Here is an 18,481-nt window from a genome sequence, read left to right on the forward strand (position 1 = left end):
CGGTGTAATTGGGTCGTCAATATTGGGTCATCAATCCTGCTGAAGTCTCAGCAGTGTTTCTTGCGCGATGGCCAGGCTGGATGTCAGCCCGGGGGATTCGATGCCGAACAGATTGACGAGTCCGGGAACGCCATGGTGCGCAGGGCCTGAAATCATGAAATCCGCGGCAGGTTCGTGCGGCCCGGAAATCTTTGGTCGAATGCCGGTGTAGCCCGGTGAGAGTGTGCCATCTCGCATGCCGGGCCAGTAAGTGCGCACGGCTTCATAAAAGCCCTCGCAACGACTCGGGTCGATGTCGTAGTCGACATGATCGATCCATTCGGTGTCAGGGCCGAACTTGGCTTGTCCGCCCAGGTCCAGTGTCAGATGTACGCCCAGTCCGGCATGTTGGGGTATGGGGTAGATCAATCTCGTGAAAGGCGCACGACCTTGAAGCGTGAAGTAGCTGCCTTTGCACAAGTATTCGTTCGGAATGGCTTGCGACGGGATGCCCGCGATGCGTCGAGCAAGCGTGGGGGCATGCAGGCCCGATGCATTGATGAGTACATTGCAGGACAACTGCATGGCGTCGGCACCGCCGAAAGTTAAATCGAATCCGCCGTGCGTTCTGACTGTTCCGCTGAGTAGGGGCGTGTGGAATACGCATTGTGCACCCGCGTTTTCAGCATCGCCTTGATACGCCAGCATCAGGCCGTGGCTGTCGATGATGCCTGTCGAGGGCGAGAGCAGGGCCGACGTACATGAGAGTGCGGGCTCAAGGGATTTCGCTTGCGCAGCCGTGAGCACTTCCAGATCGTCAACGCCGTTGATGCGCGCTTTTTCGCGTATGCCTTCAAGGTGAACTGATTCTTGTTCGGTTGTCGCGACGATCAATTTGCCGATTCGTTTGTGGGCGACACCACGCGCGGCGCAATAGTCGTAAAGCATGTGACGACCTTGCACACAGAGTTTTGCCTTCAGGCTACCTGCCGGATAGTAAATGCCAGCGTGAATGACTTCGGAGTTGCGCGCGCTTGTTCCGGTGCCTATCCCTTCCATCGCTTCGACAACCATGACCTCGCGGCCGGACAGGGAGAGCTGTCTTGCGATCGCCAGACCGACAACGCCGGCGCCGACGACAATGCAATCTATATCTGTGTTCATGACATATTCGGGGTTAAATCATAGCCTCCGGCATGGTAAACAAGCGGAAGGGCCTCTGTATGGGCGCAGTGCTCCACTTGGCCCACGAAAACGATATGATCGCCTTCGTCATACCGGCTGCGATTAAAGCATTCGAACCAGGCGGCGCAACGCATGTCCAGCCTGGCTGTGCCATTGGGGGCTTGCGTGAGCGGCACGCCATTGAATCTTTCGGCATGACTGCCGCGCGCGAATTTGTTGGCCAATAACATCTGATCTGCGCCCAGCACCTGTATTACATACCGATCGCAGCGTTCGAAGGTCGCAAGCGACGATGAACCCCTAGACAAGCTCCAGACCACCAATGGTGGATCCAGGGAAACAGAGTTGAATGAGCTGACGGTCAAGCCAACGGGCGATCCATCCGCTTTGCTGGACGTCACGATGGTGACTCCGGTCGCAAATCGACCCAGGGCTCGACGAAATTCCGGCGAATCAAAACTTGGAGAGGTTGCGCTCAAGTGCTCGTTTCCTTGTTTGTTTTTATATTGGGAGATCACTAGTGTAGCGTGTCGCCGGATCTCCCGATTGGGCCGGATTCAAGGGCGACCGGCCTGAAGGCGTGCCCTGAGCCGATCGGATAATTTTGCGAGCCTTTCGTCGCAAATCCCGACTTCTTGCAGCGCGATTGCCGTTTGCATGACGTAGTCGACGCAGGGCCCGTAAATCCCGCTTGCGCGCATGATGATTTCGATTAAATCCTCTTCATGTGGCTCTTGAACATAGCCCGGGCTTTCCGGGTTGATGATGAAGGCAAGCGCGGATACTTCACCGTGTTCGGTCTGGCATGTTTTCCAGTCCGGAAGATAGGATCCTGTCGACATTTCCCTCACCCAGACGGCTTCGAAGGTTTTCTCCACACGTTCTGCGGCGATTCTGAACACTTTGCCGGTGCAATGCCCACCTTGTTCGAGACCGAATACCAGTCCCGGCAACTCGGGGGTGCCCCGGTTAATGCGAGACCAAAGGCAAAGCGCTCGATGATGGCCATCCAGCTTGGCCATGCGACTTTCCACGAATTCGAACTCGGGACGCCAGATCAAGGACCCATATCCGAAAATCCAGACGTCCTGATCCTTTTGCCAATGACTCAGGGCATTTTCCATCGAGACTTGTCGTTCTTGTTCGGTCCAGCGTTTGAATATGTTCGCAGGGGGTGGCGTGGCGGAAACGGGCTTGGATGACATACGGCAGGTGGTGGAAAGGGATTTAGGATTTAGGATCTGGAGGCAGTTCTACATTGGAAAGAGGCGCTTCTTTGCCGGCACTACGGGTGAACCATCTTCCGGCGCCCAGGCCCGCGGCGGTCATCCAGAACAAGGGCATGATCCCCATGATTGCGCCCAGCGCCCCGAAGGTCAGGGGTAATGAGACCTGCACCGTATTGATGAGTGCCATGCGCACACCGAAGGCTTCACCCGCGCGCCCCGGTGGAGCGTGTTGCTGCAATAAGGCCAGAATCCCGGGTTGGGTCGATCCCAGCGCGATGCCCAGTATGAAAGACATGGTCATCAATATCCAGACTTGCGAGAAGAGGGGATAGATGAGGAAGTTCAAACCTGCGATAACCATGGCCAGATGGATCAGGTGCCAGGGTTTCAGATAGCGTTGGATGAATGGAAGCGCCAGGCGAACGACGATGGTTGCCGCAGCAAACGATGAAAGCACCACACCGATGGTTGTCGCGGACAGGCCGATTCCGACTCCAAAAATCGGCACGACAAACATGTGCGTGTCCCATGCCCCCGACAAAAGCATGTTGGCGGCAAAAACTTTGCGTAACGGGGCGATCGCCAAAAGATCGAAAACGCTGCTCTTTTCTTTGGGCTGGGTGCTTTTGATGTGCGAAGCCAGCAGGTCGGAACGGATTCTGTAGAGGCCCGCCAGGCAAAAAATCGGGCCCAGTGCGAGTAGTCCGAACACATAGCGATGGCCGAGCTGATCGATCGAAATGCCCGTAACCAGAGGGCCGATCAATCCCGATGTCGCCAACGACAGCGAGAGCCAGGAGAAGTTGCGCATCCTTTCTTCGTTCGAACCCAGGCCGAGCTGTCGTTGAATCGCGATCTGAAAAACCATGTGCCCGATTCCGATGCATACAGCCGAGATAATCAGGGCGATCAGGTCTTGCCACAGCAAGGGCAGAACCGCGCCGATGATTACGGTCATGACGCAAAGCTGCATCGGTTTCCATGGGCCGATCTTGTCCAGCAATTGCCCGGCCTTAACCGAGAGCAATGCAGGAAGCAGCGCAAATACCGCGATCAGAATCCCGACTTCGAAAGTGGAGCGACCCAGTTGTAGTGCTGTCAGGGAGACTGCGATCCGCCCGCCCGATATGGCCATGTGCACGAGCATGATCAACAGGCAAAGCATCGCCGGACCAGCCAGTAAGGATGGTTTGGATGCGGGGCGAAGTTGGGGGGACGGCATGCTCACGATATTCAGGATAAATTGTCTGCTTCTCGCGGCATCTTGTCGAGTCCGAACATTGTTTTTGATCGATAACGTGCAAAAATGCCGCATTCATTAGATCGGATATTCCATGCAAGATCAGACAAACGACACTTCCATTGATGCGACCCCGGTTGACGAGTCAACCGAGCGGCGCTTTGGAGGATTGACTCGGTTGTATGGCCCTGCATCGAATATTGCGCTGCAGCAATCGCATGTTGCTGTTGTCGGAATTGGCGGCGTGGGGTCCTGGGTCGCCGAAGCGCTCGCCCGCAGCGGCGTGGGCACACTGACGCTGGTCGATCTGGATCATGTGGCCGAATCCAACATCAACAGGCAGGTGCATGCCTTGACCAGCACACTGGGTCAGGCCAAAGTCGTCGCGATGGCCGCGCGTATTGCCGGCATCAACGCAGCGTGCCATGTAAAGTGTGTCGACGACTTTCTGACTCCCGAAAATGTCGCTACCGTTTTACCGGATGACGCGGCCGTCGTGATTGATTGCACAGATCAGGTGTCGGCCAAGATTGCGATGGTGTTGCATGCCAGGGCACGCAGGCTGCCGCTGCTTGTGTGTGGAGGAGCTGGAGGAAAGACCGATTTACTCTCCATGCGTGCGGGTGATTTGTCCGAGGCCACCCATGACGCCCTGTTGGCCAGGATGCGTAATTTGCTCAGAAAGTCGCATGGCTTTCCCAAGCCATCGAACGCCGCAGGCAAAGCCAAAAAACGCATTCCGAAAATGGGGGTCAGCGTCATCTGGGTGGATCAGCCGACGATATTGCCTGATGCCTGGTTGTTGCAAAAAACGACCGGGGATTCTGAAATGGCTTCGACTTTGCAAGGCCTCTCTTGCGCCGGGTATGGCTCAAGCGTTACTGTCACGGGTTCAATGGGCTTTGCGGCTGCAGCTCAAGCCATCAATATTATTCTGAACAATAAAAAAGTAACGCGATGAATACGCCCCGACTCTCTCGCCACCTGTCCAAAATCCTGTCGTTGGCGGACTTCGAACGCGAGGCGCAAAAGCGATTGCCTCGTCCGATTTACGGCTATGTCTCGGGCGCATGCGAGGACTGCAATACGTTGCGCGAGAATCGCAATGTGTTCGCGGAATATGAGTTCGTCCCGCGCGTGCTGGTGGACGTGTCCAAGCGTCAGCAGCAAATCGAATTGTTTGGCGATCGATACGCAAGCCCGTTCGGTATCGCTCCAATGGGTATTACGGCATTGTCCGCCTATCGAGGCGATGTGGTGCTGGCCCAAGCCGGTCAGCGCGCCAATATACCTGTCATCATGAGCGGATCTTCATTGATCAGGATGGAAGAGGTGGCCCAGGCAGCCCCAAATACATGGTTTCAGGCCTATTTGCCTGGGCGTGTCGAGGAGATCATGCCTTTGATCGATCGCGTGATCGCGGCTAAATTCAAGACGCTTGTGATTACCGTCGATACCGCCGCTGCGGCAAATCGCGAAAACAACGTGCGCACCGGATTTTCCACTCCATTGCGGCCAAGCGCCAGACTAGCCTGGGATGGCATCAGTCATCCACGCTGGTTGTTCGGCACTTTCTTGAAAACATTGATGTGCCACGGCATGCCTCATTTCGAAAATTCCTTTGCCACGCGTGGCGCGCCCATCATGTCCAAGAACGTACTGCGAGACTTTTCTTCGCGTGGACATCTGTCGTGGCAACACATCAGGGAAATTCGGGCCAAATGGAAGGGGCCGATGGTGATCAAGGGCATTCTGCATCCGGAAGATGCGAAGCTGGCGCGTCAATACGGAATGGACGGCCTGATCGTTTCGAATCATGGCGGCCGACAATTGGACGGCGCGATTACGCCTTTAAGGGCTTTGCCGCGCATTCTCGAGCACTTCAAGGAAGGTCCGGTGATGCTCGATAGTGGTGTGCGCCGTGGCAGTGATGTGCTCAAAGCGCTCGCGCTGGGCGCGCGATGCGTTTTTTTGGGGCGTCCATTCAATTATGCTGCCGCCGTTGGCGGCGCGGAAGGGGTGGACCACGCAATTTCATTGCTTGAACAGGAAGTTTCACGCAATATGGCGATGATGGGAGTCAACTCAGTGAGCGAGCTTTCGCCCGAGTGTCTGGTTCATGTCGCAAGATAGGGATGATCAATCAATTGGATTTTTAATGCCTTGGCAATCAAGGCTTTTTTTCTGGAGCAGTCATGGCTGAATTAGGTTTTCAAGTCAACGTGCACAAGCACACCGTCAGCAACGCCACGCTGAAAAAATTCGCGAAATTTGCCGTAGCAAATATCAGCGATGTGATGAACCGCACCAATGGCACGGTTGATTTGCGTCCGTTCCACAAAGGCGGAAAAATCCTGGGCCGTGCCCTGACGGTCAAAACAGCCCCGGGCGACAATCTGATGGTGCACAAAGCCATCAACATGGCCGCCCCCGGGGACGTGATCGTGGTGGACGCCGGCGGCGCGCAGCGTAACGCGATCATCGGCGAAATCATGTCCTCATTGGCCGAGAAAAAGAAGATTGCAGGTTTTGTGATTGATGGCCCGATTCGCGACGTCGATGCGCTGAGCAAAGGCAAGTTCCCCGTGTTCGCACGCGGTATTTCACATCGTGGTCCATACAAGGAAGGTCCCGGCGAAATCAATGTCACGGTCAGCATTGATGGCATGATTGTTCATCCGGGCGACATTATTGTCGGCGATCAGGATGGCTTGCTCGCAATCCGTCCCGAAATCGCCGATGAGCTCGCCAAGCTTGTTGCTGCGGTCGAAAAGAAGGAAAAGGAAATTCTTGCCCAGATCGCCAAGGGCACGCTCGATCGTTCGTGGGTGGATAAGATCCTGCAGGCCAAAGGCGTTCTTAAATAATTCGAAAATCAATTAAACACGGGGGATTCGGTAAATGAAAACGAATGTAGTGCGCTTTAACTTCTGGTTGAATCCGGCATTTGATGCGCAAATCGGCAAGGCGGCGGATATTAATTTGTCCGTTCTCAAACACGAGGACAGCGATGAAAAAAATATGGCCGTTTTCAGCAATGCTCACATCTATCATATTCTTGCCGCTCGAGATGAAGTGCCGTCGCAGTGGTGGGTGACGGAGGAGCTTCTTTCGAAATCACCGAATCTTCTGTGTGTTTCCAGCTCCGGAGCCGGATTTGATCCCGTGGACGTGCAGGCTTGCAATAAGCATGGCGTTCTGGTTGTCAACCAGTCCGGATGCAATGCGGACTCTGTTGCCGAGCATGCAATTGGTCTGATGCTGTCCGTCAAGCATCGCATCGCCGAGTCGGATCGCGTGATGCGGGCGAATGCTTACACCACGCGCGAAGATTTGATGGGTAACGAAATCCGTGGATTGACGATGGGGATTATCGGTCTGGGCAATATCGGCCGTCGCACCGCTTTACTCGCGAAGGCGTTCGGAATGGAGGTACTTGCTTACGATCCCAATCTGACGCAAGATGAAATCATCAGTCGCGGCGCGAAGCCTGTGTCGCACGATCAACTGTTGGCGCAGTCCGATGTGGTGTCGATACATTGCCCGCGCAATCCGCAGACATTGAATTATTTTGGCGCAGCCCAGTTTCGTGCGATGAAGCCGGGTGCGGTTTTCATTTCGACGGCTCGTGGCGGTATCCACGACGAGCAGGCGCTTTATGAAGCGCTGCGCGACAAGCATCTCTCGGGTGCCGGGCTGGATGTGTGGTCGGTCGAGCCGCCCGCCAAGGACAATCCTTTGCTCGGGTTGCCTAATGTCACCTGCACTTACCATACTGCAGGCGTGACGCATGAAGCGCGGCGCAATGCCGCGGTAATGGGGGCCGACCAGATCGAAGGGCTGGTCAGAGGAGAGCGTCCTCCACGTCTGGTAAACCCTGAGGCGTGGCCCGCCTATCTTGAGCGTAAAAAACGTATATTTGGCTGATACGTTTTCGTAGTGGCAACATGGCAGTACAACGGCGGGGAAGATACCTCGCCGTGAAGAAAAATATACGAGGCAAACAGTCATGCAAAAATTCATCCGTCAGTTCAAGGGCATCCTCCTTTCATTCGCAGTATTTTTTTCTGGCATCACGGGCATATGCGCCGCTGAATATCCTGAGCGTCCGATCACGATGATCATCGCCTACGCTCCGGGTGGCGGCACCGATCTCGTTGCCAGACTGATCGCCCCTTATATCGAAAAATATCTTGGTAACAACGCGCGCATCATCGTGTCGAACAAGGCCGGCGCGGGTGGCGCGATCGGTTTCACCGAACTGGCTAAGTCGGCTCCGGACGGCTATACCATCGGGTTTCTGAATACCCCAAATCTACTTTCGATTCCGATCGAGCGGCAGACGGCGTACACATGGCAGAGTTTCGATCTGATCGGCAATCTTGTGGATGATCCGGGTGCATTTACGGTGCAGACTTCGGATCCGATCAAAAACCTGAAGGATCTGGTCGAGTTTGCCAAAGCAAACCCAGGTAAGGTCACTGTCGGATCGACCGGTGTCGGATCCGATGATCATCTTGCGATGCTGATTTTCGCCAAGGCCGCCGGTGTGAAACTCACGCATGTACCCTACAAGGGTTCGGGAGAGGTTAGGGGCGCGATCGCTTCGGGCCAGCTTGTGGTCGGTGCGATCAACGTTGGCGAAGCATTGCAGTACATCAAAGGCGGAAGCCAATTGCGCATGATCGGTCAAATGGCTTTGAAGCGCACGACACTTGCACCGAACGTTCCCACTTTCGCAGAGCAGGGATTCAATATCGAAATGGCTTCGCTAAGAGGCATCGCAGCACCCAAAGGCTTGCCTAAGGATGTGCGTGAACGTCTGGTCAAGGCGGTTGCGCAGGCTGCAGCCGATCCCGCATTTTTGAAGCAGGCGGCCGATATGTTCGCTCCGATGCGTTATCTGGATCCCGTTGCCTATGAGAAAGAAATGGCCAGCGCGGAAAAGGATTTGCGCCAGTTATGGAAGGAAGTCCCCTGGAAGGAGTGAGGGGTCCCGAAAGCTCACGTCAAACCACCCGCGCAATCCATTTGATAATCTGATGCGTGCGCCGGGTGTGTGCAGATCCTCAAGGGTCAATACACCTTGCTTGACTTGTCCGGTTGCGAGCAAGTGTTGCCTGACTGCTCCACCCAAAAGGCCGCATTCAAGAGGCGGAGTGATCCATTCACCATTTTTTTCGATATAAACATTCGAGCGACTGCCCTCGCACAATTCTTCTCGTTCGTTTAAGAAGAGCAGATCGAAGAACTCGGGATGTTTGGTCAGCCATCCGGTGGTGTCGGCATACCAGGGGCGGTAAGTCGTTTTATGTCGCAGCAAGGCCTGATGGCTGTTCAGCCTTGTCGTGGCGATCGAGACCAGGGGCATCGCTGTCAAATCCGCCAAACGGGCTGACTCGATCGATACGTGTCCGCTGCGGTCGAGCAACAGTCGAACGCGGTATCGTTGAGATTGGATGGCCGGTGTGTCGTTGCTTTTCGGTTGCGGCTCTTTCTCGATTGTCTTAAGGACATTCTCTCGAATATCGTTTTTCAGTTTAGAGCGTTCGGGACATGCGTAATTCAGTTGCCGTGACGACTTTTCAAGTCGATCCAGGTGCTCTTCGAGTCTTTCAATTTTGCCGTTTTCATCGGCAAGCATCGTTTCGATCAGCTCGGGCGGGTTGTTCGAAAGCACGCGTGACTTCCAGTGGCATTCTTCCCACTCCTGGGATGGGTCCGAGTCAAACACAATACCGCCACCCACGTTGTAGGTGGCGCCGTGATCCCTGATGACAAGCGTTCTGATCGCAACGTTCAGCGCGAAGTCGCCGTTTGGCGCCATCCAACCGATGCTGCCGCAATAAAGGCCGCGCTGTTCGGGTTCGGTTTGCCGGATGCGCTGCATGGCTGCGATTTTGGGCGCACCCGTGACTGAGCCACACGGAAACAGAGCTCTCAGTATTGCCTCGAAGGTTGTGTCCGGCTTTAAATTTGCGGTGACTGTCGAAGTCATCGTCCAAACGCTCGGGTATTGCTCGAGCGAGAATAACGGCCTGGCGACCACAGTGCCGGGCAGGGCGACCCTGCCGAGATCGTTGCGCAACAAATCGACGATCATCAGGTTTTCAGCCCGGTTTTTAGCGCTGCGCAACAGGTTCTCGCCAAGCAGTCTATCTTGACCGGGATCTGTTGAGCGCGGGGCTGTGCCCTTCATCGGTTTGGTTGTCAGTGTATCGCCTTGTCGCAGCAAAAATAATTCCGGAGAAAAAGACAGAACAGTTCTGTCGTTGTCTTCAATATATGCCGCGTAAGAGACAGGGTGCTTGTTCGCTATTTTTTTATACAACGATTGCGAATCACCCTCGATCTCGACTTGCATCGGAAACGTCGCGTTGACCTGATACACATCGCCTTGACGAATCCATTCGCGAATCCGTTTGATTCTTCCGATGTAGTCATCACGCTCGATAAGCGGCGCCATTGCGGCAACCCGGGCGTGATTTTCCGGCGAGTCGGACCAGGGTTGCTCAATCGTCATTTGACCGTAGGCAAGCGCGGTCAGTAAGGGCCGCATAGTATTCGAACCGGTTCGATCTTCGCTATCCAGTGTCGGTTCGAACCATTCCCCCAATTCATAGTCGAGTAAAAGGGCGACCCATTCCCCACGCTTGCGCGCGGCTTCGATTCGCGCGAACGCCTCGGCCAATTCTTCTTTGCGGCATGCGGTGATGCGCTCTCGCAAATCGGTCAGTACACGCGCCTGACCGGCTAGGCGATCTTCAAAGCGGCAGATATTCATGTTTGTTCCAACACGGACATCAATTGCGCTGCATGAATTCGTGCAGGACTTCACCGGTGTGAGAATGTTTGCGCGCATCCATCACTTGTTCCGGCGTGCCTTGCACGACGAGTTGCCCACCGCCTGAACCACCTTCGGGACCCATGTCCAGAAGCCAGTCGGCCTCCGCAATGATGTCCAGATTGTGTTCGATCACGACAACAGTATTGCCAGCTTCGACAAGGCGATGCAGGACACGAATGAGTTTTTCGACATCCGCCATTGATAATCCAACGGTTGGCTCATCCAACACATAAAGCGTATGAGGCAATCGCGATGCGCGCCCGGTCTTGATGACCCCTTCGGTCATTCTTGCCTTTGCAAGCTCGGTGACGAGTTTGATGCGTTGCGCTTCTCCACCGGACAATGTCGGTGATGGTTGTCCCAAGGTCAGGTATCCGAGTCCCACATCCTGCATCAGTTGCAATGGATGGCGAACACGGGGATGAGCCGAGAAGTATTCGATCGCATCATCGACTTCCATGGACAGCACTTCACCGGCATGCTTGTCACGCATGCGCACGCTGAGCGTATCGGTGTTAAAGCGGGCGCCATCGCAAGCGTCGCAGGGTACTTTGACATCAGGCAGGAAGCTCATCTCGAGCGTGCGCATACCCTGGCCCTCGCAAATCGGACAACGACCATCTCCGGTGTTAAACGAAAAGCGCGCGCCGGTCCATCCGCGAATACGCGCCTCATTTGTGTCGGCAAACTGCTTTCGCACATCGTCCCAGAAGCCGATGTAGGTGGCGGGACAGGAGCGTGGCGTTTTTCCGATTGGAGTTTGATCGACCTCGAGTACGCGATCCAGTTTTTGCCAGCCTTCGATCGACTCGCACCCAATCCAGTCGGGATCCGCACGCATCGATACCGCCGCGCTCAAATTGTCCAGAAGCACGTCTCGGGCCAAAGTGGATTTGCCTGAGCCTGAAACGCCTGTGACCACGCTTAACCGACCAACCGGGAAGTGCGCATCGACGTGCCGAAGGTTGTGCAGGCGGGCTCCTTTGACAGTGATCATTGGGGTATCCGCATCGATTTTTCTGCGTGGCTGTATCGGATGATTCAGAGGATGGCGCAGATAATGGCCGGTGGCGGACTCGGGTGCATTCATCAGATCCTGTAGCGTGCCCTGCGCGACAACACGCCCACCGCGCACGCCCGCACCAGGACCAATATCGATGACATGCTCGGCGCGTCGTATCGTATCGTCATCATGTTCGACGACAACCAGTGTGTTGCCGTTTTGCTCAAGCTTCGATAAGGCACCGAGCAGAATTCTGTTATCGCGGGGATGCAAACCGATTGTCGGTTCGTCCAAAACGTAGCAGACACCTTGCATGTTAGAACCCAGTTGGGCCGCAAGCCGGATACGCTGCGCTTCACCTCCGGACAGTGTCGGAGCGGCGCGATCAAGCGCAAGGTATCCCAGGCCGACCTCCTGCATGAACTGAAGACGGCCGCGGATTTCAGACATGATGTCGCGCGATATCTCGGCATCTCGCCCCTTCAAAACCAGGGAGGTGAAAAAGGTATGCGCGTCCGACACCGCCAGTCCGGCAAGTTCGGCGATGGACTTGTCGCGCCAGAGCACGGCGCGAGACACCGGATTCAACCGGGCCCCATGGCAACTTGTGCATGTATGGGTTTCGCCTTCGTACCAGGCGTTCCAGGCCGTTTCTTCGCCGGTTTGTTCGGCATCAAAACCCTGCAACTGCAATCCGGTTCCGAAACAGCTCGTGCACCATCCGTGCTTGGAGTTGTATGAGAACATTCTCGGATCCGGCTCGGGAAAACTCGTACCGCAACTCGGGCAGGCACGCTTGACCGAAAACTGTTCCTGCGACAGATCGGCTTGCATATCACTGTGCAGTCGGTCCAGTGGCCATACGATGCTCATGACACCTTGGCCATGCTCCAGCGCGCCGCGCACAGCCTCGCGCAATTGCGTCTCCTGGTCGCTGCTGACAACCAGGTCTGCGACGGGAAGTTCGATCGTATGCTCTTTGAATCTGTCCAAGCGAGGCCATTTTGCGGTCGGAATAAATTCGCGATCAACTCTTAGATGCGTAAAGCCTTTTCCGGATGCCCATTTAGCCAGATCCGTGTAGAAACCTTTTCTGGCGGTGACCAGAGGCGCCAACAATCCGATATGCTGTCCTTTGTGATCTCGCAAAATTCTCGCCACGATCTGATCGGCACTTTGGGGTTCGACGCTGACATTGCATGTCGGGCACATTTGCGTGCCAAGTTTCATGTATAGCAAGCGTAGGAAGTGGTGAATCTCGGTCATCGTAGCTACGGTCGATTTGCGCCCGCCGCGACTCGTTCTTTGCTCGATGGCAACTGTCGGAGGAATGCCGAAGATCGCATCGACATCCGGCTTGCCCGCTGGCTGCACGATTGCGCGCGCGTAGGCGTTCAATGACTCGAGATAGCGACGCTGCCCTTCGTTAAAGAGGATGTCGAACGCAAGCGTGGATTTTCCCGATCCCGAAACACCCGTGATAACAGTGAATTTGTCGTGAGGAATGCTGACGCTGACGTTCTTGAGATTGTGTTCGCGTGCGTGAAGGATATCAATGTTGTGCGAAACGCGGCGCTTTTCCTTGATCAATGATTGCAGCGATCTTCCGGTTGCGGATTCCTCTGCGTGCATCTTTGCCGGCTGATTAGATCCCGTTGTCAAGACTGCGCTAATCGATTCCGGGGTCATGGCCTGTGCGTATTCAAGCAGTGCCGCGCCGGTATGGGAGCGCGGATTTTTCATGATGTCTTCCGGTGCGCCCACCGCGATGAGTTCGCCGCCGGCGTCTCCGCCCTCAGGCCCCAGATCAATCACCCAGTCGGCCGCGCGGATCACGTCCAGATTGTGTTCGATGATTAGCAATGTGTGACCCGCACCTAGTAACTTTCTGAACGCGCGCATCAAACGCGACACATCATCGAAGTGAAGCCCGGTCGTCGGTTCGTCAAAAAGGAACAGGCTGCCTTTTTTGGCAAGCTTGGTTGTGGATATGCCGCTGCGGGCCGCTTCGGCCAAATGGCCTGCCAGCTTTAGTCGCTGCGCTTCTCCGCCGGACAATGTTGGAACGGGTTGGCCAAGCTTGACATACTCCAGGCCGACGTCAGCAAGAGGAGCCAGCCCGAGTTGCACATCACGCAGCCCCTTGAAAAACTCCAGCGCTTCGGCGACTGTCATTTCCAGTACTGAGTCGATCGAGGCGCTTTTGCCCAGATGCTCGACCTCGACCTCACGCACCTCGGGCCTGAATCGTTTGCCATCGCAGTCCGGGCAGCGGATGTAAACATCGGACAGGAATTGCATCTCGACGTGCTCGAAGCCCGTTCCGCCGCAAGTCGGGCATCTGCCGTCGCCGCTGTTGAAGCTGAATGTGCCGGTGGTGTATCCGCGCTCGCGCGCCATGGGCGCCTGGGCAAACAGTTTGCGTATCGGATCGAAGGCGCCGACATAACTTGCCGGATTCGAGCGCGCCGTTTTGCCGATGGGCGTCTGATCGACCATGACCACATCGGCGAGTTGTTCGGCACCCAGGATACGGTCAAACGCACCGGGCGCTTCGGTCGGTTTGCCCATGATTTTGAGCAAGCCGGGATAGAGAACGTCTTGTATCAGCGTTGATTTGCCCGAGCCCGAAACGCCGGTTACGCAAACGAGTCGGCCTAGCGGTATGTCGATGGAAATATTTTTCAGGTTGTTCGCGGTGACGCCTTCCAGAAGCAAGCGGGGAGTGCTTTGCGTCACGGGCAAGGGGCGGGGCGCTTCGACTTTGATTTGCCCTCCCATATATTTGCCCGTCAGTGTTTTGGCCTCTCGCAGCGCGGCCGGCGTGCCGTCGAAAACGATCCGGCCTCCGCGCTCGCCCGGACCCGGCCCGATATCGATGATGCGATCGGCCGCGATCATGACTTGGGGATCATGTTCGACTACGACAAGAGTGTTGCCTGCATCGCGCAAGCGATGCATGACCTCAACCACGCGGTGGATGTCACGGGGATGCAGGCCGATCGAAGGTTCATCCAGAACGAATAGCGTGTTCACCAGCGATGTGCCAAGCGCAGTCGTCAGATTGATGCGCTGAACCTCCCCGCCCGATAGGGTTCTGCTTTGGCGATCCAATGTCAGATACCCAAGCCCGACATCGCATAAGAATTTCAATCTTGCCCGAACTTCGGTCAGGACCAGATCCATCGCCGCGTCCATTGCTCCTTCAAAGCGAATCGTTTCGAAGAAGTCTTTCAACTGGACAATCGGCGTGAGCATCATGTCCTGAATCGATTTGCCATCGATGCGCCAGAGCAGGGCGTCCGGCTTGAGTCGTGCGCCATGACAGGCCGGGCATGTCGTGTAGCTTCTGTATTTGGACAGCAGTACCCGGACATGCATCTTGTAGGACTTGGTTTCGAGCCAGTCAAAGAAGCGCTGCACGCCATACCACTGTGTTTTCCACGCCTGATTGCCACCTTTCCACAGCGGATCGCCGTATAACACCCACTCCTGATGTTCGGGCGGCAAATGCTTCCAGGGCGTATTGATCGAAACGTTGGCTCTCTTGGCGTATTTTTCGAGTTCGACCTGACATTCTTTATAGCTGGGAGTTTGCCAGGGCTTGATTGCTCCGCCTTCGAGCGTTTTGTTCTCGTCGGGTATCACCAGTCCGAAATCGATTCCGATCACGCGACCAAATCCGCGACAGCTTTCGCACGCACCGAGCGGAGAGTTGAAAGAAAAAGTGCTTGGCAATGGATTCGAGTAGCTGATGTCGCAATCCGCGCAATGCAATTTGTCGCTGAACTTCCAGACTTGCAGGTCTTTACCTTCGTCATCGACCGCATGAATGGCGATCAAGCCGTTACCCATTTTCAGGGCGGTGTCCAACGCTTCCATGACCCGGGCTGTATCCGCGCCCGCAAAACGGAAGCGGTCCTGCACGACGCGCAAGGTTCTCAATGACGGGGACGATGCGACGGTTTTTTTGGAACCGGCAGGTTTCGAAACGACCGACGATGAACCAGCTGAACTCGCCTCATCTCCATGGGTGCGGGTGTAGCCTTGCTGATCCAGAAATCCCCGCACCTCATCTTCGGTGAAGTTTGCCGGGACCTGAACCGGAAACGTCACGACCAGTCTTGGGTTGCCCGCTTGCGCCGATCTTTTTTCGATTGCTGTCAAAATCGAGGCTGAGCTATCCTTGCAGACGGCCTGACCGCATCCCCGGCAAAACAGCCGGGCACCTCGTGCGAATAAAAGCTTGAGATGATCGTTCAGCTCGGTCATGGTTCCGACCGTGCTTCGGGAGCTGCGCACAGGATTGGTCTGATCAATGGCGATTGCGGGCAGGATTCCCTCGATCTTGTCGACCAACGGTTTGTCCATGCGATCCAGGAACTGCCGCGCATAGGGCGAAAATGTCTCGACGTAACGTCGTTGGCCTTCCGCATAGAGCGTATCGAAAGCGAGCGAGCTTTTGCCCGACCCGCTGACGCCGGTCATGACGGTCAGCTCCCCGGTGTTCAGGGTCAGGTCCAGGTTCTTCAGATTGTTCTGGCGCGCGCCAGTGATGCGAATGGTTGGGTTCATAGTGCGTATGATAGAGGGAGATCGCCGGGTTGAACTCCTGACCGGGTAAATATCCGTAAGGATTTTGGGTTAATATAGTGAGTTCCTTACCGGAGATCTGTCATGGCTTCAGAAACAAAACGCACACGCCGCAACACCCTCGAACGTCGTTGCCTGGGCAAGGCTTTCAAGCGCTTGTTCGTCAATGCACCTAAAGGTGTGTTCAAAATGCTCGAGAAAGTCAAAAAAGTCTGATTTTCTTGTAGTTCGAATTGATTACTTTCCGAGGTATTGCGGTTTTTTAGTCGCTAAACACCTTGGATTCAATCAAGAAAAACCGCCTGCAAGGCTCTTGCAGGCGGTTTTTTTTGCCTGATGAAAGTAATAAATTTTGTCTGATAAAACTAAAATTTGATTTCTGTCTTACGCCGAATTGACCTAGGCTAAACAATATTCAATATTGCTTGACGTGATTTGAGAATACGAACAATATTTGAATCCATGCATAAGAATTACACAAGAATTGCATTGAGACATAATCAAATATTTTGTAAGACAAAAATCAATTCAATTTTGGAGATGACTGTATGAGCGGGTCAAAAAGATGGGTCAAACGTCCTGAGGGTTCGAACTGGGGGGACTTTGGCGAGGACGATCAACGCGGACGCATTAATTTGCTAACGCCCGAAAAGATCAAGCAAGGTATCGCCGAAGTGAAGGAAGGGATTCCCTTCTGCTTGAGCCTGCCGCTGGATTTTCCGGGCGGCAATTTGCTCAATCCGCGTCGTTATCCCCCTGTGATTCGCCCGACCCTGCGCAACGGTCGTCCCAACATGAATTACAAATTGTTCAGCGACAACAAAGATCACAGCGATGTTGTGAGTGACGATCTGGTTGTCATGCATCTGCAGTATTCGACGCAATGGGACAGTCTTGCGCATGTGGGTTCGCTTTTTGATGCGAATGGCGACGGCATCCCCGAAGCTGTTTATTACAACGGCTATCGCGCAGGCGAGCACATCATCGGACCGACCGAAGGTAAAGATGCCGGTGTTCCCGAGCCGGGCGATCAGAAGAGCACGTCCAATGCGATTGCGTTGGGTATTCAGAACATGGCTGAATCGTGTGTACAGGGTCGTGGTGTCATGATTGATTTTCATGCGCACTTCGGCAACAAGAGAGTCGTTGTCGGCTACGACACCATGATGCGCGTTCTGGAGCAGGATAAGGTCGTGATCGAAAAAGGCGATATGGTGGCGTTGCACACTGGATTTGCGCAAATGCTGCTCGACATGAACAAAAAGCCGGATCTCAGCATTCTGGATAACAGCTGTGCGGCACTGGATGGTCGCGACTCAAAGCTGTTGAACTGGATCACCGACAGCAATCTGGTTGTCTTGATGGCAGATAACTATGCGGTTGAAGCACATCCCGCCACCAAACATGTCGGTTGTTGCGCCACATTGCCCCTGCATGAGCATTGCCTGTTCAAGCTGGGCGTTCATTTGGGCGAAATGTTTTATCTGACACCTCTGGCGCAGTGGTTGCGTAAAAACGGTCGCAATCGGTTCCTGTTAACTGCGCCTCCATTGCGTTTGCCCGGTGCGGTCGGCTCGCCTTCCACGGCAGTTGCGACGGTATAAAAAATGCGGCAGGTCTCTGATAGCAGTGCAGCGCAGAAGGTCTGTCGCATTCTCAAGGCGCTTTCTTCACCTTCGCCCCAGCGATTGACGGATATCGCCGTCGGATCCGGGGTGAACAAGGCTACGGCGCTGCGTCTTCTTGAAGAAATGATGGCCGAGGGCTTTGTTTTGCGTGATCCGCAAAGCAAAAGATATGTGCTTGGCGACGAGGCCATCACGCTAGGCCTTGCGATGCAAGGCCGTGATCATATTCGCGACCGTGCCCGGCCGGCGATATTGAAATTGGCCGATTTGTGTGGTGATACGGTCTTGCTGTCCACGCGTAGCGGCCGGGATGCCGTTTGCATCGATCGCGAGTTTGGCAGCTTTCCGATACGCGCGAATTATCTTGATTTGGGTATGCGCAGGCCATTGGGTGTAGGGGCCGGGAGTTTAGCTTTGCTGGCATGGCTACCCGATGACGAGGTGCAAGCGGTGCTTGAATTGAATCAATCCGTGATCGAGAAAAAATATCCGCTCTTGAGCATCGATATGATCAAGCAAGAGGTGACTCGATCTCGGGAGCGAGGCTATGCCATGCTTCTGGACGTGGTCGTTAGGCAAATGGGGGGAATCGGCGTGCCTATTTTCGGTCGGGACGGCCGACCCTTTGCATCGTTAAGCGTAGCGGCCTTGACGGATCGGATCGTTGGGCGACGCGAGATGCTGGTGTCCGAACTAAAGAAGGTCGCGAACGAGCTTTCGAATCCGACGCAGTCTATGCAAGCCAACGAAGTAATCGAAATTCAATAAATAATATCG

General features: G+C 54.9%; 13 protein-coding genes and 2 pseudogenes. 8 read left to right on the forward strand and 7 right to left on the reverse strand.

Annotation, left to right across the window (positions count from 1 at the left end):
• Positions 1–30 precede the first annotated feature (30 nt).
• From lhgO to G3I67_RS07175, 4 genes are all read right to left on the reverse strand, one after another.
• Entirely contained in the window at positions 31–1,143 is a 1,113-nt protein-coding gene (gene lhgO / locus G3I67_RS07160) for an L-2-hydroxyglutarate dehydrogenase LghO (protein ID WP_163653401.1), read from the reverse strand.
• Positions 1,140–1,643, reverse strand: a complete 504-nt coding sequence (locus G3I67_RS07165) for a flavin reductase family protein (RefSeq protein ID WP_163653404.1) — start codon at positions 1,641–1,643, stop codon at positions 1,140–1,142. Before G3I67_RS07165 ends, lhgO begins: the two co-directional genes overlap by 4 nt.
• A gap of 78 nt (positions 1,644–1,721) precedes the next feature.
• Positions 1,722–2,369, reverse strand: coding sequence for a gamma-glutamylcyclotransferase (locus G3I67_RS07170; protein ID WP_163653408.1), 648 nt, complete (start codon positions 2,367–2,369; stop codon positions 1,722–1,724).
• A 22-nt stretch (positions 2,370–2,391) separates the two neighbouring features.
• Positions 2,392–3,615 carry an MFS transporter gene (locus G3I67_RS07175; protein ID WP_235931774.1) on the reverse strand — a complete coding sequence of 408 codons (1,224 nt, stop codon included), beginning with the start codon at positions 3,613–3,615 and terminating at the stop codon, positions 2,392–2,394.
• A 112-nt stretch (positions 3,616–3,727) separates the two neighbouring features.
• Between G3I67_RS07175 and G3I67_RS07180 the strand changes: the two genes are divergently transcribed.
• From G3I67_RS07180 to G3I67_RS07200, 5 genes are all read left to right on the forward strand, one after another.
• Positions 3,728–4,594 (forward strand): tRNA threonylcarbamoyladenosine dehydratase, encoded by an 867-nt coding sequence (locus G3I67_RS07180; RefSeq protein WP_163653411.1) that lies wholly within the window; start codon positions 3,728–3,730, stop codon positions 4,592–4,594.
• On the forward strand, positions 4,591–5,766 hold the full coding sequence (locus G3I67_RS07185; protein ID WP_163653414.1) for an alpha-hydroxy acid oxidase: 1,176 nt from the start codon (positions 4,591–4,593) through the stop codon (positions 5,764–5,766). The genes G3I67_RS07180 and G3I67_RS07185 overlap by 4 nt, the downstream gene beginning before the upstream one ends.
• 62 nt (positions 5,767–5,828) lie before the next feature.
• A complete protein-coding gene (locus G3I67_RS07190; protein ID WP_163653417.1) occupies positions 5,829–6,500 on the forward strand; it encodes an RraA family protein in 672 nt (223 codons plus the stop codon).
• Positions 6,501–6,534: 34 nt separating this feature from the next.
• Positions 6,535–7,560, forward strand: coding sequence for a hydroxyacid dehydrogenase (locus G3I67_RS07195; RefSeq protein ID WP_163653420.1), 1,026 nt, complete (start codon positions 6,535–6,537; stop codon positions 7,558–7,560).
• 82 nt (positions 7,561–7,642) lie between these two features.
• Positions 7,643–8,623: a tripartite tricarboxylate transporter substrate binding protein gene (locus G3I67_RS07200; protein WP_235931775.1), complete on the forward strand. Its 981-nt coding sequence runs from the start codon at positions 7,643–7,645 to the stop codon at positions 8,621–8,623.
• On the opposite strand, the gene G3I67_RS14985 is transcribed toward G3I67_RS07200, so the two are convergent.
• The 3 genes and pseudogenes from G3I67_RS14985 to uvrA form a co-directional block, all read right to left on the reverse strand.
• The gene (locus G3I67_RS14985; RefSeq protein ID WP_235931804.1) at positions 8,594–9,277 is read right to left on the reverse strand and encodes an aminotransferase class IV; all 684 of its coding nucleotides are present in this window, start codon (positions 9,275–9,277) and stop codon (positions 8,594–8,596) included. The genes G3I67_RS07200 and G3I67_RS14985 overlap by 30 nt on opposite strands.
• 30 nt (positions 9,278–9,307) lie before the next feature.
• Positions 9,308–10,417, reverse strand: a pseudogene (locus G3I67_RS14990) (aminodeoxychorismate synthase component I); the annotation flags it as partial.
• A 1,927-nt stretch (positions 10,418–12,344) separates the two neighbouring features.
• A pseudogene (uvrA, locus tag G3I67_RS07210) lies at positions 12,345–16,058 on the reverse strand (excinuclease ABC subunit UvrA); the annotation flags it as partial.
• Between the two features lie 102 nt (positions 16,059–16,160).
• Between uvrA and G3I67_RS15080 the strand changes: the two are divergent.
• From G3I67_RS15080 to G3I67_RS07220, 3 genes are all read left to right on the forward strand, one after another.
• Positions 16,161–16,292 (forward strand): hypothetical protein, encoded by a 132-nt coding sequence (locus G3I67_RS15080; RefSeq protein ID WP_260074293.1) that lies wholly within the window; start codon positions 16,161–16,163, stop codon positions 16,290–16,292.
• A gap of 332 nt (positions 16,293–16,624) precedes the next feature.
• On the forward strand, positions 16,625–17,680 hold the full coding sequence (locus tag G3I67_RS07215; RefSeq protein ID WP_163653428.1) for a cyclase family protein: 1,056 nt from the start codon (positions 16,625–16,627) through the stop codon (positions 17,678–17,680).
• Positions 17,681–17,683: 3 nt separating this feature from the next.
• Positions 17,684–18,472: an IclR family transcriptional regulator gene (locus G3I67_RS07220; protein ID WP_163653431.1), complete on the forward strand. Its 789-nt coding sequence runs from the start codon at positions 17,684–17,686 to the stop codon at positions 18,470–18,472.
• Positions 18,473–18,481 lie beyond the last annotated feature (9 nt).

The sequence above is a fragment of the Sheuella amnicola genome (genome assembly GCF_010499255.1).
GTDB classification, from domain to species: Bacteria; Pseudomonadota; Gammaproteobacteria; order Burkholderiales; family Burkholderiaceae_B; genus Zwartia; species Zwartia amnicola.

Bases quoted from the DNA above. Each gene is read 5' to 3' on its own strand.
- G3I67_RS15080 (WP_260074293.1), top strand. From the start codon at position 16,161: ATGGCTTCAGAAACAAAACGCACACGCCGCAACACCCTCGAACGTCGT.
- G3I67_RS07185 (WP_163653414.1), top strand. From the start codon at position 4,591: ATGAATACGCCCCGACTCTCTCGCCACCTGTCCAAAATCCTGTCGTTG.
- G3I67_RS07195 (WP_163653420.1), top strand. From the start codon at position 6,535: ATGAAAACGAATGTAGTGCGCTTTAACTTCTGGTTGAATCCGGCATTT.
- G3I67_RS07215 (WP_163653428.1), top strand. From the start codon at position 16,625: ATGAGCGGGTCAAAAAGATGGGTCAAACGTCCTGAGGGTTCGAACTGG.
- G3I67_RS07190 (WP_163653417.1), top strand. From the start codon at position 5,829: ATGGCTGAATTAGGTTTTCAAGTCAACGTGCACAAGCACACCGTCAGC.
- G3I67_RS07175 (WP_235931774.1), bottom strand. From the start codon at position 3,615: ATGCCGTCCCCCCAACTTCGCCCCGCATCCAAACCATCCTTACTGGCT.
- lhgO (WP_163653401.1), bottom strand. From the start codon at position 1,143: ATGAACACAGATATAGATTGCATTGTCGTCGGCGCCGGCGTTGTCGGT.
- G3I67_RS07200 (WP_235931775.1), top strand. From the start codon at position 7,643: ATGCAAAAATTCATCCGTCAGTTCAAGGGCATCCTCCTTTCATTCGCA.
- G3I67_RS07180 (WP_163653411.1), top strand. From the start codon at position 3,728: ATGCAAGATCAGACAAACGACACTTCCATTGATGCGACCCCGGTTGAC.
- G3I67_RS07170 (WP_163653408.1), bottom strand. From the start codon at position 2,369: ATGTCATCCAAGCCCGTTTCCGCCACGCCACCCCCTGCGAACATATTC.
- G3I67_RS07220 (WP_163653431.1), top strand. From the start codon at position 17,684: ATGCGGCAGGTCTCTGATAGCAGTGCAGCGCAGAAGGTCTGTCGCATT.
- G3I67_RS14985 (WP_235931804.1), bottom strand. From the start codon at position 9,277: ATGCTTGCCGATGAAAACGGCAAAATTGAAAGACTCGAAGAGCACCTG.